The sequence below is a fragment of the Paraburkholderia sp. HP33-1 genome, from assembly GCF_021390595.1.
In the GTDB taxonomy this organism is placed as follows: Bacteria; Pseudomonadota; Gammaproteobacteria; order Burkholderiales; family Burkholderiaceae; genus Paraburkholderia.
Genome location: NZ_JAJEJR010000003.1, coordinates 513,611 through 538,349, shown reverse-complemented (window position 1 = coordinate 538,349; position 24,739 = coordinate 513,611). Strand labels below are relative to the sequence as shown.

At 57.5% G+C, this 24,739-nt stretch carries 14 protein-coding genes and 2 pseudogenes; 8 read left to right on the top strand and 8 right to left on the bottom strand.

Going from position 1 to position 24,739, the window contains the following annotated elements; genetic code table 11:
- The first annotated feature begins 672 nt into the window (after positions 1–672).
- From L0U81_RS29480 to L0U81_RS29455, 6 genes are all read left to right on the top strand, one after another.
- Positions 673–1,899: a type I restriction endonuclease gene (locus L0U81_RS29480; protein ID WP_233809006.1), complete on the top strand. Its 1,227-nt coding sequence runs from the start codon at positions 673–675 to the stop codon at positions 1,897–1,899.
- Positions 1,900–2,449: 550 nt separating this feature from the next.
- A complete protein-coding gene (locus tag L0U81_RS29475) occupies positions 2,450–3,109 on the top strand; it encodes a hypothetical protein (protein WP_233808999.1) in 660 nt (219 codons plus the stop codon).
- Between the two features lie 575 nt (positions 3,110–3,684).
- Entirely contained in the window at positions 3,685–5,526 is a 1,842-nt protein-coding gene (locus L0U81_RS29470) for a phospholipase D-like domain-containing protein (protein ID WP_233808997.1), read from the top strand.
- Between the two features lie 69 nt (positions 5,527–5,595).
- Positions 5,596–6,171 (top strand): histidine phosphatase family protein, encoded by a 576-nt coding sequence (locus L0U81_RS29465; protein WP_233808994.1) that lies wholly within the window; start codon positions 5,596–5,598, stop codon positions 6,169–6,171.
- 18 nt (positions 6,172–6,189) lie between these two features.
- Entirely contained in the window at positions 6,190–7,239 is a 1,050-nt protein-coding gene (locus L0U81_RS29460) for a DUF2278 family protein (protein ID WP_233808992.1), read from the top strand.
- Between the two features lie 930 nt (positions 7,240–8,169).
- On the top strand, positions 8,170–9,198 hold the full coding sequence (locus L0U81_RS29455; RefSeq protein ID WP_233808990.1) for a hypothetical protein: 1,029 nt from the start codon (positions 8,170–8,172) through the stop codon (positions 9,196–9,198).
- Between the two features lie 380 nt (positions 9,199–9,578).
- Here the strand turns inward: L0U81_RS29455 and L0U81_RS29450 are convergent, their stop codons facing one another.
- The 4 genes from L0U81_RS29450 to L0U81_RS29435 form a co-directional block, all read right to left on the bottom strand.
- Positions 9,579–11,402 carry a TnsD family transposase gene (locus L0U81_RS29450; RefSeq protein WP_233808988.1) on the bottom strand — a complete coding sequence of 608 codons (1,824 nt, stop codon included), beginning with the start codon at positions 11,400–11,402 and terminating at the stop codon, positions 9,579–9,581.
- Between the two features lie 277 nt (positions 11,403–11,679).
- Positions 11,680–13,233, bottom strand: a complete 1,554-nt coding sequence (locus L0U81_RS29445) for an ATP-binding protein (RefSeq protein WP_233808986.1) — start codon at positions 13,231–13,233, stop codon at positions 11,680–11,682.
- Positions 13,234–13,242: 9 nt separating this feature from the next.
- Positions 13,243–15,678 carry an integrase gene (locus L0U81_RS29440; protein WP_233808984.1) on the bottom strand — a complete coding sequence of 812 codons (2,436 nt, stop codon included), beginning with the start codon at positions 15,676–15,678 and terminating at the stop codon, positions 13,243–13,245.
- 40 nt (positions 15,679–15,718) lie between these two features.
- On the bottom strand, positions 15,719–16,534 hold the full coding sequence (locus tag L0U81_RS29435) for a TnsA endonuclease C-terminal domain-containing protein (protein WP_233808982.1): 816 nt from the start codon (positions 16,532–16,534) through the stop codon (positions 15,719–15,721).
- A gap of 3,578 nt (positions 16,535–20,112) precedes the next feature.
- Between L0U81_RS29435 and L0U81_RS33875 the strand changes: the two are divergent.
- Positions 20,113–20,256: pseudogene (locus L0U81_RS33875) on the top strand (hypothetical protein); the annotation flags it as partial.
- 190 nt (positions 20,257–20,446) lie between these two features.
- On the opposite strand, the gene L0U81_RS29430 reads toward L0U81_RS33875, so the two are convergent.
- Positions 20,447–21,646 (bottom strand): IS4 family transposase, encoded by a 1,200-nt coding sequence (locus L0U81_RS29430; protein WP_233808973.1) that lies wholly within the window; start codon positions 21,644–21,646, stop codon positions 20,447–20,449.
- A gap of 84 nt (positions 21,647–21,730) precedes the next feature.
- Between L0U81_RS29430 and L0U81_RS29425 the strand changes: the two genes are divergently transcribed.
- The gene (locus tag L0U81_RS29425) at positions 21,731–22,372 is read left to right on the top strand and encodes an SGNH/GDSL hydrolase family protein (RefSeq protein ID WP_233808971.1); all 642 of its coding nucleotides are present in this window, start codon (positions 21,731–21,733) and stop codon (positions 22,370–22,372) included.
- Between the two features lie 257 nt (positions 22,373–22,629).
- Here L0U81_RS29425 and L0U81_RS29420 read toward each other — a convergent pair.
- The 3 genes and pseudogenes from L0U81_RS29420 to L0U81_RS29410 all read right to left on the bottom strand — a co-directional run.
- Positions 22,630–22,785, bottom strand: a pseudogene (locus tag L0U81_RS29420) (transposase domain-containing protein); the annotation flags it as partial.
- Positions 22,786–22,958: 173 nt separating this feature from the next.
- Positions 22,959–24,263: a type II toxin-antitoxin system HipA family toxin gene (locus L0U81_RS29415; RefSeq protein WP_233808969.1), complete on the bottom strand. Its 1,305-nt coding sequence runs from the start codon at positions 24,261–24,263 to the stop codon at positions 22,959–22,961.
- Positions 24,260–24,637 (bottom strand): helix-turn-helix transcriptional regulator, encoded by a 378-nt coding sequence (locus L0U81_RS29410; protein ID WP_233808968.1) that lies wholly within the window; start codon positions 24,635–24,637, stop codon positions 24,260–24,262. The genes L0U81_RS29415 and L0U81_RS29410 overlap by 4 nt, the downstream gene beginning before the upstream one ends.
- Positions 24,638–24,739 lie beyond the last annotated feature (102 nt).

Below are 24,739 nucleotides of genomic sequence, written 5' to 3'. Positions count from 1 at the left end.
CACGCGGCACGCCCGCTCCTCGCGTGTCGTCGCCACCTGATCCGGCCGCGGGACTGCCGGCCGCGTCTGGGGCACGGCGTGCCCACTGGGGTCGTGTAAGGGAGCGAACCAGGGTTCATTCTAGATTCGTCTCCTCCCTGTCTCCACAGGGATTCCGGACCGCGCGGTGCGGGCCTTTTGTTTTCCGGGCGTCGGCGCGTGGAGGCGACGCCGGTATTCGTCTCCACTTCGTACTCGTTGGGCGGTTGTGGGGCCATTCGCTGCTGGACGACTAATGGGCGTGTCTAGGCCATTGCGGCCGTTGGCGTGCGCTGAGTACTACGTTAGCAACGCGCAGATTGCTGACGGTGGCCGCGTCGAGCAGCCGGAAGGCGGCTTCCTAAATCAGCGAACTGACACCCCCGACCCAGAAGCGATGGTCGAGTTTTCCGAAAGCGGACGTTAGATTGACGTGCCCGCACGAACCACCTCTGCATTCTGACTCGACTGCAACGAGACAGGCAGTTTCGCCCCAAGTGTAGGTGCTGCAACCGGAGGATTAGGAGTTAAGCGGCCATTGGCGACACATTGAAGCATACAAAATTCTTACAATATTGCGTATAGTCAGCATGTCAACTTGATGCGTTTGAGGCGTCTCATGGACTCCTGATAGGACTCGATTCACGAGCTCGTATGCAAATGTCAAACGCTCACGAAAAATCGTTTTTAGTTTTGAGCCGGCAGCCGCTGCTGCAGCGAATGATTCCAACTTGGGAAAAGGTGTCGAAAATGATCTTTTTTGAAAAACTTCAAAATCTTGCTGCCAAAATAAAACAACAGGGCTCGTCTATACAAACAGAGGAAGCCACGAAGAACGCATTCGTTATGCCATTTATCAATCAAATCCTCGGATATGATGTATTTGATCCAAATGAGGTTATTCCAGAATTCACTGCAGATGTAGGGATAAAGAAGGGAGAAAAAGTCGATTACGCGATCAAAAACGGTGGCGAGATTCGGATTTTGATTGAATGCAAAAAATATGGAGAGGACCTCGCTGTTACTCACGCCTCTCAATTATATCGATATTTTTCTACAACGAGTGCGCGAATCGCCATTCTCACAAATGGACAGTGTTATCGTTTTTTTACGGATCTGGACGCTCCGAATAAAATGGACGAGAAGCCATTTTTGGAGTTGGATCTTCTTGATATTGACGAGTACAACATCCCCGAACTTTCCAAGCTGACGAAATCAGATTTCAATGTCGAGTCTGTCATTAATGCGGCTGGAGAACTAAAATATCTGAGCCAGATAAAGAAATTTCTTCAGGCTCAGTTTGCGAATCCAGATGAGGCGTTCGTGAAATTTATCGCATCGCAAATTTATGAGGGAAGCGTCACGCAGAAAATCAGGGATCAATTCATGGATCTGACGCAGAAGGCCGCCGGCCAATTCTTGAATGACCAGGTGAACGAGAGATTGAAATCTGCAATTAATCGAAGCGAAAAATCGGCAGGCGCGGAAGATAGGTCTGCGGATGAAAATACCAATTTGAACGAAGGTGAACCTGAGGACGAACGCCGCCCGGTTTCCCCAGAAGAATTGGACGCGTACAATATTATACGGGCTATCGCTTGGTCTGTAATGGACATTAATCGACTCGCGCAACGCAACGCTCAAAGCTATTCGGCCATTTTGTCCGATGATAACAATCGCAAACCAATCTGTCGACTTTACTTTAATCGATCTCACAAATACATTGGAGTTTTCGATGGAAATAAAAAAGAGACACGTTTCCCGCTTGCGAATGTCAATGAAATATTTGGTTGGTCCGAAAAGATAAAGGAAGTTTGCGAATTCTATGCATCGCAAGGTGCAAAGGAGAAATATTCTGAACTAGACGCTATCGCGGCATAGCGCGATCTTGAGCGACGGCTAACCATGAGTGCGCGACGGCTCCTGCTAGCCGCCGCCATTGGCCCAGGCGTCTGGGGCGGCGCGCAAGCGAATCAATACCGTGCAGGTGTGACGGTTCGTGATGGTGTTATTCAATCACACTCTACGAACTCAACCAACGTCTTCCATCGCCTCTGAAGCCAGCTGTTCTGAAGCCGAGTTCATCAGTTATTACGACTGCGTTGGACCGCCGAGCGGCTACAACACGATACGTTATGGGAATAGATTCGATGACTAACGCGACGATACGTGCGCGTCATAAAATTCCATGCAAAAACCCAACCAGCCGGTTGGCCACCGTCGCGCGCGCACTCCTAATGAGCACACGTATTCCAATCGTTCGCATCGCCGAAGATTGTGAACTAAGCTATCCGTGGCTTATGCGTTACAAGAGCCACTATGGCGCGACGGAAATGCCAAGCGTCGACAAGATCGAACGGCTCTATGAGTATTTATCTGGGAAGCGGATGGACTTATAAATGCCGCAGCGCTTCTGGAGTTTGGACTATTGATGTCGCGGCCCGGATTTATCTGGACACAGATTTGCTGTAGCAACTTGGTTGGCCATCCGCTCCCCGCCTTCACTACCCTCCGCAAAGTCTTCGACGACTGTGTCCTAACGTTCGCTGCACTCCAGAAGATCACCGACTTCCACAAGATCGAAGGAATCGATCCGATCAACACGGACAAGCCCATTGATCTAGTGGCCGTCGAGAAGGCTCGGAAGAATAATGAGTTTGACGTGGGCAAGTTGATGACGAGGAGCGGCAGCGATCTAGGAACAGACGTCACCGGCGCGCTGGCGATGATCGATGCGCTCTACGATTTCGAAGTTCATGGCAGTCGCCTATCGCTGACGCACGCCGCGGACTACATGAAGGGAAAGGGGGCATCGCCAGTGCTGCCCACCTTCGAGGAACGCGATTTTGCGCTGTTGATGAATCGCTACAACGAAGTGGCGTGGTCGCTGCACCGCCTCGTGCCAGCAATGCAACCACCCGACGCGCCGATGCCAACGGACTGGGCCGATCTATGGACGCTCGTCGATGAGTCATTCGACATTGTTGTCCGCTCACTGACCGAGCAGCTCGGTAAGAAGGTTGGTGATGCCTACGCCGACTTCATGAAGGTGAAGTTCCCCTTTACCGTCAAGTCGACCTTCCCCCTCTAGCTAGGCTGACTTTCAGCGGAAAATAGGGCATCGAGCAGGAGTCTGGCGCGACACCCATCAAAGTGGGGCTCCGCCACTACGCGCCGTGGAGTGTGGGTGCATCGCGATCCCGCACGCAATCGTCCGCTTCCGATCGACCCCAATGTAGACAAAAGTGGACCCAAAGCATACAAGCTATGGCTCACCACTATTTTCGGCATATCGATTCTCATTGGGAACAGAGCCACTCCGGTTCAGAAATCACTACTGGCTAGTGAACAATGGCTCGCGATGACCTTAGCGACACTGAACTCCCAACTTCTTTGCCTGGCAAGTCGTTAACGCGCAAGTGCCTGGTGCCGTCGTCGACTTCGCAGCCGGAGGCGTGGCTTGGGGGCACCGACAGGCATCGCGAGGCAAACCGGAAGGTCGCCAATTCGAGGTTGAAGGTGGATCGAACAACGTCTATAACGATCTGGCGTTAACACGCAATCGCATGAAAGAGTCCGGTCTTGATGCGCAACCACGCAAAGCGAAGTTCTCAATCCTGCGATGTTGCCCGACAAACGTTTGCGAATCGCACAAGGGGACGCCAAGTGACGGAGACCATAGAGGTCCGCGCATTTCGCGGATCGGATAGCGTATTTCTTGCATGGTGGCATCCGACAAAAATCAACGGATGCTTGGGGTACTCGGTTTCCCGCCGCGTGAATGGCGGTGCAGCGACCCCGCTTGAAGCGTATGTCGGCTTTTCCACCGGAAGACCTGTAACACCGAACCCAGATGGGCAGCCGTCGACGTTGTGGCCGTACCAGCGTTTCACCTGGACGGATTTCAATCCGCCTGCTAACGGTACGGTTGAATACTTGGTCGTGGCGATAGGGGGCTCACCGAAAGCCCCGGCGGCTACCGACATCGCATCGGATTGGGTCTCGACCGTTACACCTAAATCAGATACCTTCACCCCATTCTTCAATGTCGGCATCGTCGCGGCTCGATGGTTCGCGGAAATGGCCAAAGACTATCCGGCTGAATTCGACAAACTTCAAAAGGCCCTCGCGCCATCGCATGATAAGAGCGACGCCGATGCGGGCTCAGCGAACGAAGCGTTGGAGGAGGTGCTCCGCAAGCCGATGGTCAAGAACGGCTCTGCGACACCGACCATAGGCGATGAGTTAGGCGGCGCGTTGGCAAAACAGGTTAAGTCGCTGCTCGACGACGCGTTCGCCGATGCGGATATGCACGTCTATCTTGCGCTCTTTGAGCTTTCAGACGGCGACGTGATTGATCGGCTGCTGAAGTTGAAGAAGCGGTGCCATCTCATACTGGCAAACGGAACGCATACGGGCGGGCGTGACGAGAATGCCGAAGCTGCGCAGGCGCTGGACGCGCAAGTGGATATCTACCGTCGGATGCTCAAGCCGGCCGGCACATACGCGCACAACAAGTTCGCAGTCTTCGTGAAGAAAGACAGGCCTGTTAAGGTCTTCACGGGCAGTACAAACTTAACGCCCCACGGCCTTTACACCCAGGTCAACAATGGGCTTTTGGTCAATGTCCCCGACATCGCCCAAGCCTATTACGACGAATGGAATCGTTTGAAGGCGGCGGGCAACGAGACGCCGCCGCCTCCACTGCCGCCAGCAAAAGAGCAATACCACTTCAATGGCAACGGTGTCTCGACGTCACTATTTTTCAGTCCACATCATCTTCCAAAGTCGCAAGGCGCCGATTCTCCTGACCTCAAATACGCAGCCTCACTTATTCGCGGTGCCCGTCAGGGCATTCTGACACTCATGTTGGATCCTGGCTGGCAAGGTAGCCTTCTTCAGGATATCCGCGAACAGGCGGACGCCGATTCGTCACTTTACATCCGAGGTGTGGTGAATTCCGACCCTACGATCCATAGCCGTGGTGACGACCCGACAGCCATTGGCTTTCTCCATGGTACCGAGGCTGTGCCCTCGAACTATGACATCGTGGTGCCTGCCGCCCAGCGGGCATCGGGGAAACCAATCCTGGACGCTCTCAGTCGAGTGGGTATCGTTGTGGTGCACAGCAAGGTGATCGTGATTGATCCGCTGGGTGATCACCCGGTTGTCATGACAGGTTCGCATAACGATGGGCCAAAGGCGGCCGTGATCAATGACGACAACCTCATCATCATTGAGAACGATAGGGAACTGGCACTCGCCTACGCGATCAACGTTATTTCCACGTTCAATCACTTCTGGTGGCGACACAATATGGCGCCGCCTAGCGCACGCAAGAACGCCAAAGGCAATGGATCGCCGGTAGGCGGTCCGGCGCATCTGACGTCTGCACACGAGTGGACTGGTCTTGACCCAACAGATGCGTGGCAAAACAAGTTCTTTGCCAGCGGGAGTGAAGCAAATGAAGTGCGCTTTTGGGGAATTTCGACCCGAGGCCTTGAATAACTCGTCTTTTACCGCTTCTTAGTCCGTGGTCGTCGCTACAGACGAACCATCGCAACGCAGGGGAGACAAATGACTACGACGACAATCATGGTTATCCGCCACGCGGAGAAGCCGGATCACCAGGCTGCTGGGGTCGATGCCAATGGACGACCGGACAGCAAATCACTGACACCACAGGGTTGGCAGCGCGCCGGCGCACTGGTCCAGTTTATGGCGCCAGGGAGCAACGGTGAGCCGCGTTCACCGCTCGCGCGTCCGAAGTACCTGCTTGCCGCTTACGCTGATCCGGCGACAGACGATGACAGCAAGCGTCCACAGCAGACGATCACCCCTCTAGCGGCACACCTCGGTACCGCGATTCCGTTTGACTGTTCTATCGGCAAGGATCAACTGCAGAAGCTGGTCGAGAAGGCCACTGGCGCAGGCGGCACGGTGCTCATTGCCTGGGAGCACAAGAGAATTCCGGAGATGGCGCGAATGCTGGTTGCACGAGGCGAGACGGTACCAGACTGGCCCGACGACCGATTTGACATGGTTTGGGTCCTCAGCCGGGCAGGCGCAGAGTGGAGCTTAACCCAAGTGCCACAAATGCTGCTCGCCAGCGATCAGTCCGACACTTTTACCTCATCAAATGCGATGATCTGAATGGGAAGGAGTCCGACAATGGGACAAATCAACTACAGTCACCTGAAAGGGAAGATTGATCGGTTCAAGCCAGCGCCGTCGGGTAATCCTCATCTCTGGATGCTCGTTGACGGGGGTTCGGATTCATTCTTCGCGACGGTCAACGTGCAATCGTCGAAGGACGCCCCGGGTTCGCCCGTTGCCGAGACATACCTCTACTTTCTAGTCGATGAAGATTTTCGTCACCCGATTGTTGCCGACCTTAAGGAGCTTCGTCCGGGGCTAGATAGACTGGAGCGTAGTTGCGCGGAAGGCGCTCTCGACTACATCAAAGGGAACCTGTTTGATCCTCGCAGGATGCGTGTTTTGCCGAGCCAAAGTGCCGGCGGAGATGACTTGATTCACCGTCTAGAGGCGCTGCTTGGTCTCGCCCGGGAACAGAACGATGACATCGTCATCATCGGCAGTCAGTTTCGCACGTCAAGGGGGCAGACAGATGCGGTCTTCGGTGAGACTCCCGAGTACGGCATCGACAACACACACATGGCGCAGGGCGACCCTCCAGAAATCGACGCACACCTCCATGAGAATGGCGCATGGCATGATGGCGCAATCTTCCTGCTTAGCACGACCACGGACCGTGTCACTGCTATCTTTCTCGCTTTCCAGACTCAGGCGTGGCAGACCGACGCGCATGGCCAACCGGTAGATGGCACAACGGGCTTCGAGGCGCCGCGATATGACTTCTCTGGTGGCGAATTGGGCAACCTTTTGCCCGCGCCAGCGCCGGTTGCTGAGCTTACTTCGCTCAATCGGCTCGCCGACGGCAGCGGACTGCTCGTAATCGCCAATATGTCGAGGAGGCCGCTGGATCTTTCCGGCTGGTCCGTCACGACGGCGGACACCTCGCTTGATCTTCCGAATACGACCATCGAGCCGGGGCAGCCGTTGTCGGTCGAATTGACGTCGAGCTTTGTTGTCGATACGGGCGGCATCCTCTCGTTGCTCGACGCACGCAGCCTGAAGGTCGACGGAGTTGCTTATCTTGGCGGTCCGGCGAGCGGATGGAGCACGAGCTTCGAAACGTGAAGTCGTTGCGAGCGACAACGGTTTTTGCGGTGACGGCCGGTAGTCCGAAATGAAGTGCGGAACAAGGGGGCGTCAACAATGCCATCTAGCCGCCTTTTTCTAGGACGTTGGCGGAGACCATCATGTCGCATGCCGGGATGGGTTGCATCGGCGCTCATCCCTAAAGCAATCAGATCTGGTGTCACTATTAGGCGAGGGTATGCACCGAAACCGGTCTGAGGACATCAGCGTTCCGGTTCGAACGAAAGATTGACGTAGATGGCACAGGAGGGATCTTGTCAATTTCCCAGGGAAGGGGTGCGTATGCTGAGGAACCGCCACGACACATGGACATCACTACTCGCGTCCGGCGCTTCAGGCCGAAAGCATTGCAATCTGACAGTAGGAGTCAGCGGGCGGATTCAACCGGTGGATGCAACACTCGCGCCGCTCACGCAGCTTCTTGTGTGTTGCATCCACCGGTTAAATCCGCCGTGGTATTTCGGTCATTCCGTGGACAAACGGCGAGAAACCGATTTTGGCCGAGAGCACCAGTTCAATGAACGTTGTGCAGATCTGTCGTTGAAATCTTCAACGGTATTTTTGGGCAGTTTCTGTGAATGAGTACAGTCATACAAGAAGCGACAATCCCCCATTTCATCGGTCGGACGTCTTGACGCTGGCTGCGTCCCGTGAACGGCCATTCGAATTGCACTCTGGGTGCCGGACGCGCTCCGGCTTTTCGTGGCATCCTTTTAGGTATTCGGAATGAATTCCACCGCCATTGGCTTCTGCTGGCATTCGGTTGCATTCCGGCGCGCCGTTTCCTGACATATGGTGTCTCGCTTTCTACGGTTATCGCACTGCCACGGACCGCAGAAGGGTCGGCATGCTCCAGATTCGATCTCTAGCACCCGGGCAACTGCCACTCGATACCGCATGAGGTGCTGAATGGTAGCGGTTCATGAACTCATCTTATTGATCCCAGGCATGGCCAGAAAGGAGCGTGAGCACTACGCAACTCGCCTTTCCGATGGCATCGATGGTTTCCTGGAGAAGCGCGGCGAAACTGTCGAATCGTTTCATCGAGCTGAATCCGACGGTGACAACCGCACACGGTTCGATATCCGGCTCAAAAACGGTCAGCACAGGATCGTCGACATAGTCGAAATCTTCTGGAACGATCTAAGACCACAACTCGACAAATCCTTGATCCCGTTTTTGGGCTACCTGCTTGTCCGCTATTGGTTGAGGCTTCGAGATTGGAATGCGATACCGCCAACGTCCAGGTCACTGCGTCGTGCGTTCTGCTTTGGGGCAGTGTTCCTGCTCGGCTGGTACGTCTTGACATTGCTCGCATTTCTTCAAATCACCCAACTTTTCGCCTTGATGCTGCCATCGCAAATCCAAAGCCTGGTGGGTTGGTTATGGGTAGGCGTCACGACTCTTCTCGCGACAGGGTTCGTTACGTCGAACATTGATGCGTCCTATGCCACGTTTTGCTATCTCAAAAATCGCGATGGACTCAGTGATCGAGTTCGTCGACGTGTCATCAACGCCTTCTGGGAAATCACTCCGCAGTTGCGCAGTTATCAACGCATTACTTTGCTAGCGCATAGCTTCGGCAGTGCTGTCGCAGTCGATGCGATTGCCCGGATGGTGGAGGACACAAACCGTCCGCAACCGCTACAGACGATTGATTTCGTCACCGCAGGCAGTCCGTTGGAGTTTCTGATCAGCCGCGAGCCCGAATATGAACAGAAAATTCGGCGCTGCGTGACCTCCGAACTGGTCGACTGTTGGATCGACTTCTACGCGGTGACCGACTCGCTATGCAGCAAGGTACCTTTCGAGGCAGAACCGAAGTGTTCAAATGTGGGCGTTGAATTGGGATATTCGGAATTCGAAGCCCTTCTCGGTCTCGCACACGACGCCTATTTCGAGCATCAGCAGGTACTCGAGGTCGTGCTGGCATTATGATCGATCGCGATCCATCGTCGCGCCGATGTTATCCATCAATTCAGCTGAACCTTTTTTGGAGAGTCCTGCAGTGGCGAAAATTTGCCGGACGCACCTGCATTCGGGCTTGTCTCGCGGGCTGGCCTTCCTTAACGGGCGGCGACATTCGCCGGCACCTGCTTGCAAATGTCGGCGAAGCGACGGGCAACTGCCGCACGTCGTCAGATCGGCGACCGTCGGCATTGGCCGACAACTTGCCCTCCGAGACTCCGCGCAAATGGCCGTTCCAGGTTTGCGACCTGCCGTCGCCCTCGCATTGAGTCGCCAGGCGCCCTCATTCGTTATCCTGTTCTTCAGAAGAGACGCCTCTCGGCGTCAGCATCAAGAAATAGCTATGTCTGTTAAAGAAAGCGACGAATTCGACTCATTTGCTCCTTCGTAAAGCTTCTACGGTGCAGGCCGGCAAGGTGAACAGCGTCTTCCCAATCGCCCAGCCTTCGGCTCGCGGCCAGCGTCTCAAGCCACAAAATAACCCTTTCGAGATAGTCCTGACGCGGCTCTGTCAATGTCCGTAACAGAATCGAAGTAGACTTTCTCGAGTTGGCCTCACTAAGTGTCAACCCTGCAGTCTCGAAAATCTTGGCACGCGTTGCCCGAACGGGAGGATCCATCTGCATGACCGCAGCCATAGCCTCACGAACCCGGTTGCAAGTTGATTCTTTCCCTGCGGCGTTATAAGACGCACCGGGACGCCATGATCGATGCTCATGGTTAAACGAGAGCAGCCACGCCCGGTCCCTCCGATGCAAGGCTTTGTACACGCCCGGATTGATTTGGCAAGCCGAGGTTATGCGACTCTCCAACGGAGCACTCTCCACCGTACGGCGCCACGTTGCGCGTAGTTTCCTTGTGTCTGCCGGCGGCATCGTCTCAACACGACGGACGTATCCCTCCTCACGCGCCCACGCTAAGGCAGTCGATTTAGGCATATTCAACTTGCGTCCTGCCCTTATGTAGTTGTCACCTTTCGCCATAAAGGCACAAAATCGACGCCTGTATCGTGGTCCATAAGCGAACGCCTTCAGGCACATTGAACCACGTTTCGACTCGTCTTTAGCTCGATAAGACATACCGCAGGAACATACAACCTTCCATCCACCTGATCTCCTTAGGCGGCCAGCAAAGTGTAAGCTATCGCCGATTCTATGCAGAACACCATTGCATTCTGGTAGTTCAACATCGGGGCGTATTGTATCTTCCCCCTCGGGGCTGTGCACCTCCTGGTTTGTTCCAGCGCTATGAAGCGCCGGAACAAACGAACCCGGAAATTTGCAGCAGTGGTCCAGAAATGAGTGCGCCGCGACAAATATAAATGGCTGAGGAAATTGGCGAGCACTCGCACATCGCGAAATATTCCGCGACCAACCGCCAATTTTCTGCTCATCCATGCCGGTCAGGTGACAATACTCCGGGCCGAAATAACCTAACCAGTTTCTAATCAGCGCCGTCCTACTTATTGTGCCGTCCGGACGTGCAAACCCCGCATTTACCAACAATTCACGATATGTTTTTGGCCGTCGGCACGAGTCGCCGTCGATCCTTTGTCGCACGCTCCTTATAGTCACGTCCATGATCGCGTCTCTTTCCACCGATGATACCCGCTTCAGCACTGCCTCATCGGAATCGCGCCTCAAACTCAATACTGTAGGATCCAAAACATTTTTTGCAAACTGCTGGCCTGTCATTTTCAATACGCACGAATGCAGATGACAGTAATAAGCTCCCGGCAACTGGTGATCAATTTTCCAAAATGGCATTATATTTTTGCTGCGCCATTCACTCAAACATTCTTCGCAGTATCGCAGTTTCTTAACGACCTCACGCTTCAAACCGCCGCCAAATCTCATTATCGTCCTCCTGCTATCGCGAGAATCCAGCAAATGCAGCAGCAGCCTATCTCTCAATGCGTTTGGCGCCATCATAGTTACGTATTGGAACTCCGTATGGCGTCTGATTATCGCCTCCCCGCTCATATTCCAGTAGTCACGTGTTTGTTCAGCGAAATAAGACATGGCGCTGGGAAGCCGGGTGCCTGGCGAACAGGTATAGCCGAAAAGCAGTCGCCTTAGAACTACAGTAGAATTGAGACCCATATACTGCGCGTAGCGTCCAATGCAGCTTCCCAAAGTCTCGCCTTCATTAGGTGGAAACAGTGCTATAGCCATTGCATCTCTCCCTACCAGCACCATTCAATACAGGGACATCACGCCCGCAGGACGCTGACCCACGTTACCCCGCTCTCGAAGCTCCTGTCGGGTCTCGACAACTTCCCTCATCAGCGCTCCGCCTGCCGGGAATTCTTCGAATCTGTACCGATTTGCCTTTCAGCGTGTCGCCACAATTCGTCTTCGTGCGGCTGTCACATCCTCGAGGCCATAGGTGCACCGATAAGGCAGTGAGTATTCGGGCTTGTGACAGCTGGTTCCATCACTGACATACAGGTTATGAGATGATCTTCTCCCTGGATTTCGGTGTGGACTTCCTTAGCGTTTCTGCTGGTTCTTTCTTTAGAAAGTAACGGCGCGCTGCCTCGTTACTCAGATCCTGCGATGATGCCGCCGGGTACTCCTTCTGGACTGTAGAAACGAGCGACGACGCCAACTCCTGCGGTACGCCCAGCAGCAACAGTCTGGATACGGCACTGATCGCTGACTCGTTTTTGTCATGTTCCATCGCCACTTCATGGTAGCCGTGGCGCTTCGCCTCCGCCTCCATCGACTCAACGATGTCGTCCAGCGTGTCGCCCAACAGGTCATCGTATTCGACCATCCTTGCCTTATTCCCGGAGCGCACCGCATTCATCATCGGCCTCAATGAAGCCATCTTTTCATCGAATACATCCCTGACAATTTTTCGAGACAATCTCTCCGCTCCCGAAACGATTGCCGCGTACTGTGCCAGCTGAAAAAGGGGAATCGCAATCCCCGGCAGCCCTTGGGTCAAGAAATACAGGTACTTCCGCAAACTCTCCGACAGCGGTATCGGGTCCGCAAGCCACTGGTACTTCTGCAGTTGATTACAGAACCGCTTCCAGTCGTCCTCATTCCGCATCCCGTTCCAAGTAGTAACGCCCTGACTGCTAATACGACGCGCGGACCGCAATGTCTTCCGGAACAGCTGCGCCGCCTTTGGCGTGCCGCTTACGACCACCGGAATTCCAACCACGTTAGTAAGATTGACAAAGAAGTCAAAGAGCGGGTCGTTCCTTGCCACCGCCTGCAACGCGTTCTGCATCTCGTCAATAACAATGAGGCCCGTTTGATGCCGTTGACAGATACGGTGGAGCTTGTTGGCGTAGTCGGCCAACGTGGCCCTCAACCCAACCTCCTTCGTGTAGTCGGTTCCGAGCAGCTCGTCGAATTTCAATATGAGAAGCTTGAGTGTGTCTTTGAGACTGGCACTCTTGGGACAGTCAACCTTGATCCAAACAACCTGACTGAGCCCGTATTCCCTGTGAAGGATCACCTTGGGCAACAGGCGTAGCGCAGATTCCAGCGCTGTGCTTTTTCCGCCTCCCGATAGCCCGAAGATACCGGCACAATATGCATGTGAACGCTGGTGCGGGTAGACCGGAGTAAGCTGCCCGTCCTGGCTCGCCCTGTAACGGTCCTTGAGGCCTTGTGCGTAATCGTCTCGCAGTTCGCTTCCAATGTAATGCTGACGAACGATGAGCTGAATCGTGCTGACAACGTCAAGATGAGCGGGAAGGGCAACGACAAGGCGCGACAGTCGCCCGATCGCATGCAGGCGATACTCTTCAGGCTTCGTGCGCTCACTTTCAGAAAAGGCAACAGGCACATCGAGCGCCTTCAAGATCGATTTCTGGTCCCAGACAGGCCCCAACGCGGAGATCAGCGGATTGCTCCGATACTCGGGGAGCAGATCGTCGCCGCTGTAGTACCGTGCCTCCACTGCTTCGATACACTGCCTCACTGGTTCAGCCTGATTGGATTTCCCGCCTGACGCCAGTTTGGCGACGGCTTCTTTGATAGCCATGATGCGCTCCTATTCATCCATTGCGGCGAGCAACTCCCTCGCACGCTTCTCACGAAGTTGCTTTGCGGTCATGCGACCGTCCTCGGCCAAGGTACCGTTGTCTTGACTTATCGACTGTTCATAGGCGTCTCCTTCTTCGTCATACGTCTCCTGCGATACCGCATCGTCCCGGCTCATTCCCTGTTGAACCTTCCTGATGAGCTTCCTGAACGACGTGCCAGGCTTGTTGCGCCGCCGGGGTCTTCTGGCTTTCTTCGGACCCTCCCCTGTCCGCAACGTCGATTCAGCGGACTGCTCGATGTGACGCATTTCGTCCATGTCCCCGATGTCCGGCCGCGTCATACCTGCATCTTCCAACGCTCTTGAAGTTTTGGCGACCGCGTCCCTGGCAATCTTTGCAATGTTGTAGTCGGTCGTTGAGCGATCGGGCTCGCAAGCTTCCTCGCTCATGCCACGGTTGGTCGCATCAAGCTCCGTATACAGCACCTGTTCCTGGTAAGTCAGCCCGCGCAGGTCATCCCTTTCATGATCCGACATCGGACACGATATGGGCTCGCCGAGGCCGTAAAGCTGAATGCTGCTGTTATTCGCGGAGTCGTAACCGATTTCGACCATGGACTCGACTTTCTGACCACGAAACATCGCCTGACGCTCAATGAGCGAAAGCGTCGGACAGGCATAGTGCACCCCGTTGTGAAGGATTCCAGAACCATCTATTGGAACTGTCACTTTAGGCATCGCTTTCGCCCTGAATTCGTCGACATCGACATGTCTTCCGCAACCATTGATTTCAGTGCCATACTTCCAGAGATTGAGTGGCGTTGGGGCAAGCCCGCGCTCCACCATTTCTGGAGGCGTGGGGTAACCGCGGATGAGATGTTGGTTATAGCTTAGGATTGCGTAGCAAACTATCCGGCGGAATTCCTCGATGTCAAGGGCCGCATGATATGCGGGGTGTTCAACGCCACGATCAAACGACCCTTTCTCTACCACCCCAGGTACAAGCGAGTTCCAGATTGCCGGTAGGATCCCGAATCGCCGCTCCATCACGGCTCGCAGGTCGGGACGATAGGCCGGCGCGTTCTGCATTTCAATCCGGAAATGCGTGATCAGGGGATGCGCCTTATGTACACTGCTTACCTCGCCCTGATCCGCGTAAAGGATTTCGCACAGGCGACAGGCACTCCACTGTTCTTCTACGATAACGATGCCCATGGACTTGCAGAACGGGACCTTCGGACTGACGGCGTTCGCAAGCGCCATCATTGCTCCATCCCAGGACGGCGGATCAAATGTCAGATAGAAACCGACTACCATCGCCGTGTAGTCGTCGATAACAAGATAGAGCACCGGTCTGCCGATGACCTTTGTCCGCAAGACCTGGCCGACCAGGTAGATATCAGCGACAGTCGCATCAATGTGAAAGCGCTCACCGGGCCCACGTGACGTTCTGACTCGACCGGTCAAAGGCCGTTCGTGCAGCAGATACTGTTTGAGACCAACCTTGTGGATACGACGCTGCTCGTAGCTGTAGTTCCGATAGATATGGTATTGAAGTTGCCGGGCCGTCAGGACGATGCGGCGACCGAGTTTCAGCTCGATCATTTCTCCATTTTCGTTGTAGACAACCCGGTCGCGCAAAAACGTTACCTCAATCCACCTTATGGCCTGCTTGAAGGTTTTTTGTGCCCTTTTCCCTTTCGAGTATTCGAACGAAAAGTAATAGTCAGCCGCCAGTTGGAGCAGGCGCTGCACCCCCTGGTTGCGAGCTGAACCCTTAAATTTCCTGCGTTTTGGCTTCCTGCCAGGAGCACTTTTCCAGTTCCGCTGCTGGCCTTTTCCGCCGCACCGGTCATAATCATCAGAGGCCGCCGCGGGCGTCATCCCTTGCTGGCAAAAACGCCGGAACGTTCTGTAAACCGTGGACTCTGATATGCGCGAGTACGCGCAATATTTTAAGATCCGCTTCCTGCGGGTTTCCCGATGAAGCAACGACTCAAATTCATCGCCGTAGATCGAAGGTTCTGGTAACTTTCCGTCGGCGTTGGGCAGCAGATCGAAGGTCAAGAGCCCTTCAATAAGTCTCCACCCCTTAGAGTTGGTCGGATCATCCGCGATTTCCTGATACTTTCTGGACCGGCGAGACAGACCGAAAGGTGAAACACGTCTCCGATCTGACACATTGCCCGGCAGCTTTGCAAGTTTTTCGAGAGCAAGCGCAGGCTCCACATTGGTCGAGAGTCGCATCAGCAGATCATCAGTCTTCGTCTTGAACGGTGATGCCGTTCGACAGGATGCGGACTTGGCCTGATGTTCAATATCGATAAGATGGGTCCACCTGGAATTCCTCCCTGTTTTCAGGACAATATAGATGTGCTCACCGTTGCGCTCCTTGAGCACGTCGCCAGTTGCGATTTCGCTTGGACACGTCGATTGCATGAGCATGCGGTCCTCCGATGAGGTAAGTGTCCGACAGTTACCGCCTCTAAAGCTTTGGCCGCCAGATTTCGTCGAGCCGCATGCTGAGCGGGTCGGAAACGTCGAGGTCGAACGCTAACCGTTTGGCACCCGCGAGTTGTCGAAAGGCGCGCATGCCCGAACCCACTGGGAGCCTGAGCGTCCCATCAACCAGTCTGCATGCGTCGATGACCCGCATCTCTTTCTGCTGTCGGACAAGTCGAAGCAACTCGTGCCGAGCCGCCACCTCAGCGTCAGACAGTTTTCGACCGACCGTGTCGTTGTGTGCCCGAAAGATCCAGGCGAGATTTTTCGAACGGCACGCATGCATGCCGTTCGCCCTGACCACGGAGTATGAGGCTCCCTCGTTTTCCCACGCTTTCCGCTCAATGAGCTGCAAACGCGTCAGTTCGCCTTCCTTGCCACTGCGCGTCGACCTGACCGACCTCGCCTCCCGGTTGCGAATCGTCCCTTGCGCCGTGATGTAGACCAGGGCCGTGCTAAGTACCGCGGGCTCGCCGAGGTCCCGATAGAAAGGATGGGCAACATTGATTGACGCTGCCGCTCTCTGGGTTTTGTCGCGGTCGAGGGCGACCTGATCGTAGATGATCTTCACGTCACTCCGATACCACCCTTCCAGGAATTCAGCATGCTCTGCCTCGGACAACAAGTGCAGTTCCTCACCTGCCGCCTTGTCGCAGGCCAGTCGTGTTTTGATGCCGGCGCCTGGCATGTCCCGGGTATGCAGCCAACGCTGATGAGATCCCTCATCCCTGGCGAGCGCCTGTTCCTTCAGCTTGCGCGCCAGCGTTCCCTTTCGAATCCGCAACGTACGTGTCGTCATGTCCCCCTCCAACACCCGGGACCTCCCGAAGCGCCCCCGCAGGCACCTCGAGAGGACATGAGAAAGCGCCCTACCGATCCAACCCATCACGCAAGCGAAGCGGCGCTATATCGTTGCACTCTGTTCTTTTACGGTCGCTCTTCAGATCGGGGGCAACAATGGACGCTGACCGCGAGCGCTCTCGTGAAGGCCGCCATGGACTCGAACTCAGCAATTCGGCGTCGCGATTGTCTTGTGTCTGAAGGCCAATCCACTCGCGCAGAAGGCGGTTGATAGCAAAGCTGTTCCGGTATGCGCGAGCGTATTCGACCCGTTCGGCGTCGGAAATAGCGGAAGGAGTCGCGTGTTCGCTGGTCCGACGATACTTCGACCCCTGTTGGCTCGCTGCGCCATTCCACGTCGTTGGTGCGCCGCGGTCGTGGGATTCAGCCGCGTACGCGCCCAGCGCCGTGGAGCGGACACCGGGGAATCGCCGCGCCGGCGTCCCACGCTCCGCTTCAGGCGAGAGCCGCGGCATCTCAAGCCCAGTAGAGACACGGATGAATCTTTTCGGGACGAGCGGATCGCGGACCACCACGATCCCAAGAATGCGCAGGTGAAACGCGAGTAAACGGGAATCAAGATATCTTGGATCGACAGCGCATGCGACCGCGGCGCCGACGTTGAGGATCGCCTGCAGGTAACGCGCAGCGACACTCGGCGACGTCAGCCATTGGTCGATTCCATCGATCCCGACAACGACCGGCCGCGCGGACCACCGGGCGCATAGTTCTGCCGCCCAGCGCCTGGCGTAACCAAGCTGATTGTCGTGTTCGCCTTGTCGGCACCGAACCAACAGCTTTCGTCCCCGCGTAGCCCCGAGTTGGTTCACACATGTCTGCAATGCCCTTCTCCGCGTGGGCCCGTCCTCCCCATCGACGAATCGGATTATTTGCGGCTCATGATCGCTGCACACAACAGCCTGCGGGAGCGGCGGAAGCCGTCGGTCGCCAGGCGATGCCTGGGCGGTGACCGTCCGTTGTCCGGCCATCACCGCATTCATCCCACTTCCCCACGGCATCCACGAGTGCATTGGGGGCAGATGCAGGCACACCGCATCGGACACCATCTTTGAATTGCTTTCTTGCCCGCTGGCGCAGTACATGACCCGAGCTTTCGGGGGCTTTTGGGATTGCATGAAAACTTCAAACGAGTTCATACCTGCCTCCATTTCAAGGCGCTTGACAGAAGGCCTGATTGGGCAGACTATGACCGTGTCACTTGTCTACTCTGCCAATCGGGCTGGGGAGAACGGGCGCCCGGTCGGCAAACCGGGCGCCCGTTTTTTAATGTTCCACCGATCTTTACGGACCTTGTTTCATAGCGAGGTGCCTCCGGTACTTCAGACGTGAGACGTGATGCAGGACTTCTGACACAGGGCTTCTGACACAGCGCTTCTTGACAGGCAATTCAGATCCACGACCCTTGGCGATCGACCGCTCAACGGTCCATAGTTTTCATCCAACAGTTGTTGCGCCCCCTTTTTCAGACCGAAAACTACTGCATTTCTGAGCATGCGATCGTTTCGCCTGATTTCCCGGGCCCCGGCTTTTGATCCAAGACCACTTGCCTGCCAAGCCGCGTGCTGTGCGGTCAACGTGAAGCGTAGCGACAGAACCCCAGAACACCATGTCGAGACGACTGCTCACTGTCAAATCCGCTCCAGCCAAGCCTCCCAAGGAAATTGAAGGTTTGGACGTGGCAGTGCAATGGTGTATTTGGAGGGCTTTCAGTGCGTGATGACGTTAAGGAACGTGCCGCGTTGGACGTCCGGTACTGGCGCCAGATTGAACCCGCTAGCGCGGACATACAGGACCGAAGGCCGATGTCGCTCTCCCGGCGTCTGCAGGGATTGAGAGGAATGTCGTGGGGAGCAGCCGGCGTTATCCATATTGGCCAGACAGCCTCGCGTCTTAGCCGTTTAGGGCAGCCACTGTCTGTATGCACAGACGACGGTGCACAACGGAGCGGTCGCTCCGCCCTGAACAGTAAAATCATGTACCAGTACTTGCGCGGAGATAGGTGTCCAGTGGAAGGGCCACGAGGCAAGTACAACGTTGATCTGACTGGCGCGGTGCATGCATTGCCTGGCGGGGCGACGGCCCGCCTCTGGCTACAATCCCCACTGTGGGAAGTGCTCGACAGCGCTATCACTCCAGATCGCCTGGCGAGCATCCAGCTCACGATGAACCTGGCTTCCCTAAGTAAATTTCTTCGGCAATACATCGAATTATGGATCCGATACCGTTTGCTAACACTTGCGGGTAGCAAGGATATGGATCTGCAGGATCTGGCACATGCAATGGACGCGTGCCACGATAAACTGTGCAAAACCGACGCGGTGTTCAATCATATATATCAGCCGCTGTTGCGCTACCTGGAACTGGCCGAGCCGCGACTGCCATTGGCGCGGAGCCATTCATCTCCATCACGCCCCGAAGCTGCTACTTCGCTTGAGGCACGCATTCGGGCGGGAATGTGGGCGGGAATTCGACGCGTGGACCAGCGGAATCGCCGGTTTTCCAACGGGGTCGAGCGGTATATCCGGTCAGGTCGAGTCCGGATGCCCGATCACCGCTTTCTGGCCACTTTTCGTGACAGGTGGCATCGCTTCCTCGTAATGGACAAGGAAGCGGCTTCGCTGGACTGGTGCTGGAGGGTCCGCCTCGGGTTGCCTGCGCGAGGCAGCCCCTGGGAGGCTCTATGCGAGGCATTTGGCATAAGACACCCCGAGACCGATCCGGAGGGCCGAACAACGCGGCGTCAAACTCCGGCGACGCACCTCCGCAGGCGACACAGTAAGCTGGCCTGTGTCTGACCATCGTGTAACTGAGCGGGCACCCCCACTGCGCGTGGCGGGATGTTGCGAACGGATTTCCGCCGTGCAGGTTGTGCGACGCCGCAGTGGGCGCGGGTCTGCCGGGAAGTTCGGTGAGCAGGGTTCTGCCGTTGGCGTCAGTCTGTCTGACTGGCGGTGATAACGCCGCTTATCGCGGGAACCTGCCACGCCTTGGCAGACCTCAGGTCGCGAAACTAGGTCACCTCGGCCTGGAACATCGCCCTGCCCCGTTCGGCCGTCGGACATCCAGCTTGATGACGCGGTTGTCTGCAACTCTCAAAGTCGAGGAGTCGGCCACAATCTGCCCATCAGCGTGCGGGGAAACCGGCCGCTGCAACGGCCGCAATTCTCCGTGACCTGACGGAGGAGCTACGCACACAAATCGGCCATGTTGCAGACGGTCAGCTACCGACCCTCATCGGGCGGCTGCGTGACGCTAACCGGCCGTTCGTCCAAGCCGGATCCGGGGCTGCGACTCTCACATCTGCGAACGCGTAGTTACGACCCTGAGCCGACTTCGAGTTAAGCGGAATCGAATGACCGCTCTCGGAGAGACAGCGGTAATCAGCCTGCGCGACAGAAACATACGATAAGCCTGTCCGCAGAGTACGGCTGCTTTCTGCAGGGGCAATCCGCTGAGTGGGTAGTGGAAGCGGGTGGCAGACTCGGCACCCTCCCGAGCTAGTCAGATGTTCACTTCCAGGGCTGCGCTGCTCGCACGGCCGCTGGTCAGACGCTTGGCGTTACCGGCGCCGGTACGATCAACATGAGATATGGCACGGGGCAGATCATTTCCACCGGAAGTGTCGCGGGGCCGTCAGACGTGCACGTGGCCTATGCCTAGGTGCAATACTGTTCAGATACGAATCACCGGACTGGGCTGATGCCGTCGGTTCAATTCGGCGCCGCGCCGACGCACGTTGAAGTTGCTCATCTTGTGCTTGACGCCTCGTGGATTGAGGCGGCCGCGGCTGCTGGTGACCTTGCCGGTGGCAATCTCGCCCAGCAGCGCATCGCGCCAGCGCGCCAGACGCTCAGGGGGGAATGGCCGCAGCTTGCGGCATCTTGCGCTTGATCTCACGCACAGCGTGCACGAAGCTCAAGGCGTCGGGGTCCAGGCCGCGCTGCCAGGCCGCCTGGGCCATGAGTTGGCGGATCGCAAAGTGCGCCAGCAGCAGCCCCCACAACTCCTGCCGCACGAGCTCTGGCGTCTTGCTGCGCAGCACCGTGCTGTTGGCCCTCAGGTGCGTCTTGAATTCGTCGAACACACCCTCGATCTCCCAGCGCTCGTGGTACAGCGCCGCCAACTCCAGCGCATCGGCTTGGGCCGGCTCCAGGATGTTGGTCACCAGCCGGTAGCTGTCCTGTGGCGGGATCGCGCAGGCTTGCAGCGTGTAGTCGATGACACGCACCGTCAGTGGCCGGCGACGCTGGCGATCCTGACTGTCAAAGACCTCGCTCAGGTACGAGCCGTCGGCCAGTATTCGCCGCACCGGCAGCTTCAAGGAGGATTTGACCCGCCAGGCCAGCTTGGCCCCGCTGGCGCAGGCCAGCTCCCACAGCTTGAAGCCGTAGAAGTTGCGATCGGCCAGCACCAGCATGTCCGCTTGCAGCTTCGCAGGCAGCAGCTTGGCCGCCATGGCTTGCTCGCTGTCGCTGTACGGGCCGATCTGGGCGGCCGTCACCACGTGCGTGCCGCATTCCACCAACCCGAGCAGCCGCGCCTGCGGGAAGGCGCTGCTGCCGCGCGAGGCCGCCGGGTAGCCAAAGAACTGGGCGTTGGCGCGCTCGTCAGCCACGTCCATGGTGCTGCCATCGAGCGCCATCACGCGCAGTCCCCGGTACCACGCGCCTGGCAGCCCCGGGGGTGCCACCGGGCGCAGCACACGCTGGGCCAACTGGTGCATGACGTCGGCGCCCAGGCGTGTGCGCGCTTGCGAGATGGCCGACTTGCTGGCCTGCACCGCAGCGCCCTGACCCTGGCCCAGCCAGGACAATCCCTCGCAGACCACGCGCAGCACTTCTTCCAGCGGCGCCTCACGCCACAGTGCCAGGGCCATCACGTAGTACACTACCGCCGGCGCCGGCAGCCGCCGCTCGCGCTGGCTCGCCCGGCCCGTGTGCGCCAGAACTTCCTCGATCAAGGCTCTCGGGCATACGCTGGCCAGCACCCCCGCACTGATCAGGTGCGCTACATCGACCTTCGCTGGCAGTGTCTTGCGTGTTCGGGCCATCGTTCTCCAATTTGCATGTCTCGATGGCTTGAGATTATCGAGGGGAATATGATATCTAAACAGTGTTGGAGTAAGCCCCCAAGCATGCAACACGTCCTCGTCTACGCCGACTCGATGTCCTGGGGCATCGTCCCCGGCACGCGCCAGCGCCTGCCCTTCGAGGCGCGCTGGCCCGGCGTCATGGAGGGCGCGCTGGCGGCGCAGGGCCTGCGCGTGCGCGTGACCGAGGACTGCCTGAACGGCCGCCGCACCGTCTGGGACGACCCTTTCAAGCCCGGCCGCAACGGGCTCGAAGGGCTGGCGCAGCGCATCGAAGCCCAGTCGCCGCTGGCGCTGGTGCTGCTGATGCTGGGCACCAACGACTTCCAGGTCATGCACCCCGCCAACAACGCCTGGGGCAGCGCCCAGGGCACGGCCGCGCTGATCCACGCCATCCGCACCGCGCCCATCGAGCCCGGCATGCCGGTACCGCCCATCCTGGTGGTGGCGCCGCCCCCGGCCCAGGTGGCACGCGGGCCCATCGCGCCCAGGTTCGAGGGCTCGGAAAGCAAGTGCGTGGGCCTGGCCGACGCCCTGCGCGCCGTGTGCGAGGCGGAGGGCTGCGCCTTCTTCGACGCCGGCAGCGTCACGCCGGCCAGCGCGGTCGATGGCGTGCACCTGGACGCGCCGCAGCACGCGGTGCTGGGACGGGCCTTGGCGGATGTGGTGGTGCGCTTGCTCGCTTGAAGACTAAAATTCTGGCCAGTCTGTCAAGAAAAGGAGCCAATCATGTCCACAGTCTGGCAAGTTCAGGAAGCCAAGAACCACTTCAGCGAAGTCATCGACCGGGCGCTCTCCTAAAGGGCCGCAGACCGTCACGCGCCATGGCAAGCCCGTGGTGCGGGTGGTGGCGGTGGATGGCAAAGAGGTGACTGGCGGGCCGCGTGCGGATGACGGTTTTCTCGAATTTCTGCTGAGCATTCCCAAGGTCGAGGGCTTTGCCGAGGCGCCCGCAGCCGCCGCTCGCGCTGGCTCGCCCGGCCCGTGTGCCCCAGAACTTCCTCGATCAAGGCTCTCGGGCATACGCTGGCCAGCACCCCCGCACTGATCAGGTGCGCTACATCGACCTTCGCTGGCAGTGTCTTGCGTGTTCGGGCCATCGTTCTCCAATTTGCATGTCTCGATGGCTTGGGATTATCGAGGGGAATATGATATCTAAACAGTATTGTGCCTAGGTGCGCGCTTCGTACCGCATCAACGGACCGCGGCTACACGGCCTCCGGGCTTCCCCTCGCGCAAGCTCAGCCAGCGCGCAGGGGAGAGGAGCGCCGAGCTACGCGAGCAGTTGCATCGCGAGGTCCATCTGTTCGTTCTCGAACGCGGGTGCAAACGCGTCGAGGTCGTCCTCGGTCATCGCAACCGGCTCGGACTTCGCGATCGCTTTCCAGCCCTGCACAGCCGCGCATATCTCGCCGAGAACACGCAAAGCGTCGTCATCCGACAGATCAAAATAGCCTGCCTGGCCGACCACATCGAGGATGGAATTGACCGGGCCGGACTCGGGCGTGAGCCACAGCTTCAACTCCGGATCCTTGTCCGGGAACGGGTTGATGTCGAAGGCCGGGGCGAGCCGCCATTGGCCGTGCTCGACATGGAGGAACCCGTGATTGTGCAGGTGGTCGTCCACGTTCGTGATGAGCAGGTTAAACGCCATTCGGCGCCATAGCTCTTCGAGATCACGCGTCGGCTCGACCGAATGGATCCGGATCGTGTCGGCGATCTCGGTGTACGCGTGATCGTCCGCGCGCAGCGCTTGCAGCATCGACCCTGCCGACAGATAGGGGATGCGGCTGCCGTCGGCCGTGCGATCGAAGCGCCGCACAAGTGCCACCGGTATGTCGTCGGACATGACGATGCGCGATGAGGCCGCGGTGATGCCCGCCGCGCTCGCCAGATGCAGCGCCAAGATCTCGCCGCGCGTGACACTACGGTCGTCCTTCACGCTCGGGAACTTGCCGATCGCGAGGTGCCCGTCCTCGTCGAGAATTGTGCACTTCGGCCGCATGCCACCAAGCGACGTTCCGCGCCCGCGCAGGTACCGGAGATCCGCCTCTGTTTCCTTGTTCATCTCCACCGCGCGCGTGGCGCCAATGAGTTGCGCCAGCTCCATCAGGGGCGGCGTCCCGCGACCGCCATTCTCAATGGTCCGCAGAAAATTGCCCGCCTCGCCGACCAGGCGCAGCGCGCCGATACGGCTCATGTCGTCCACACCCAGCAGATAATCCATTTCTGTGAGCGCGGCCCGAGGCGCAGCCTGACCGGCCGCCAGCGCCGCCTTGCGGTTCCTGGCATGGTCGCGCGCAATCACGCGGCAGCCCCAGCCATCGGGCTCAGTGTCCGCCAGCGCGAAATGGAACATCGAGTCGTCCTTCGACGGCGCCTTGCGGAACTGGTGACCCTCGACGAGTCCGAGATCAGGCGAGATCTCGAATCGGTCCGGTGCTTCCAGCCATGCAGCGTCGTAAGCGAACGAGCTGAATTCGCGAGCACCTTCCTTGTTGTACGTGAGCGTTCCAACCGGGCGCGCCGCGGCGCCCAGCGCAACCCTGACCGTCTGCTTGATCGAGGCCTTGCTCATAGGGCTCCAGAGTTCGGCTTAACGCGCTTTCTGCGCACGCGCAGGGGCAACTGCTCGTTCATCAGCGACAGCCCGATATTGTCCGTCGATGTATCGAGCAGCTTCCCAATCTTGTCCACCTCGCCGAGCACAAAAAAAGCCAGAGCGATCGTCCCGATGGAGATTCCGGTGTCTCCGCGCTCCATGCGGCGCACCGTGACTTCGGACACGCGCAGTCGTTCCGCCATCGACGCCTGCGTCAGGTGGCGCCGCCGGCGCGCGAGCGCCAGGTCCGCACCCAGCTTCTTCACGGCGCGCGTCACGGGGGCCGGGAAAAAATCCCGCGGCGTTTTACCGATCGTATTTGACCGGTTATCTGGCTTTAACGTGCTCATTTGATCGATTAGTGAAAGAGAAGGCGGTCTGCCGATTTTCCCGCCACAGGCGCCGCGCGTCAAGCTACGGGAGCGGAAAGCGGTCATATTTGATCGGTTAAG

What these genes read in the sequence shown, in the direction of transcription:
- L0U81_RS29480 (WP_233809006.1), top strand. Translation starts at nt 673, where the DNA reads ATGCAAATGTCAAACGCTCACGAAAAATCGTTTTTAGTTTTGAGCCGG.
- L0U81_RS29475 (WP_233808999.1), top strand. Translation starts at nt 2,450, where the DNA reads ATGTCGCGGCCCGGATTTATCTGGACACAGATTTGCTGTAGCAACTTG.
- L0U81_RS29465 (WP_233808994.1), top strand. Translation starts at nt 5,596, where the DNA reads ATGACTACGACGACAATCATGGTTATCCGCCACGCGGAGAAGCCGGAT.
- L0U81_RS29460 (WP_233808992.1), top strand. Translation starts at nt 6,190, where the DNA reads ATGGGACAAATCAACTACAGTCACCTGAAAGGGAAGATTGATCGGTTC.
- L0U81_RS29455 (WP_233808990.1), top strand. Translation starts at nt 8,170, where the DNA reads ATGGTAGCGGTTCATGAACTCATCTTATTGATCCCAGGCATGGCCAGA.
- L0U81_RS29450 (WP_233808988.1), bottom strand. Translation starts at nt 11,402, where the DNA reads ATGGCTATAGCACTGTTTCCACCTAATGAAGGCGAGACTTTGGGAAGC.
- L0U81_RS29445 (WP_233808986.1), bottom strand. Translation starts at nt 13,233, where the DNA reads ATGGCTATCAAAGAAGCCGTCGCCAAACTGGCGTCAGGCGGGAAATCC.
- L0U81_RS29440 (WP_233808984.1), bottom strand. Translation starts at nt 15,678, where the DNA reads ATGCTCATGCAATCGACGTGTCCAAGCGAAATCGCAACTGGCGACGTG.
- L0U81_RS29435 (WP_233808982.1), bottom strand. Translation starts at nt 16,534, where the DNA reads ATGACGACACGTACGTTGCGGATTCGAAAGGGAACGCTGGCGCGCAAG.
- L0U81_RS29430 (WP_233808973.1), bottom strand. Translation starts at nt 21,646, where the DNA reads ATGGCCCGAACACGCAAGACACTGCCAGCGAAGGTCGATGTAGCGCAC.
- L0U81_RS29425 (WP_233808971.1), top strand. Translation starts at nt 21,731, where the DNA reads ATGCAACACGTCCTCGTCTACGCCGACTCGATGTCCTGGGGCATCGTC.
- L0U81_RS29415 (WP_233808969.1), bottom strand. Translation starts at nt 24,263, where the DNA reads ATGAGCAAGGCCTCGATCAAGCAGACGGTCAGGGTTGCGCTGGGCGCC.
- L0U81_RS29410 (WP_233808968.1), bottom strand. Translation starts at nt 24,637, where the DNA reads ATGAGCACGTTAAAGCCAGATAACCGGTCAAATACGATCGGTAAAACG.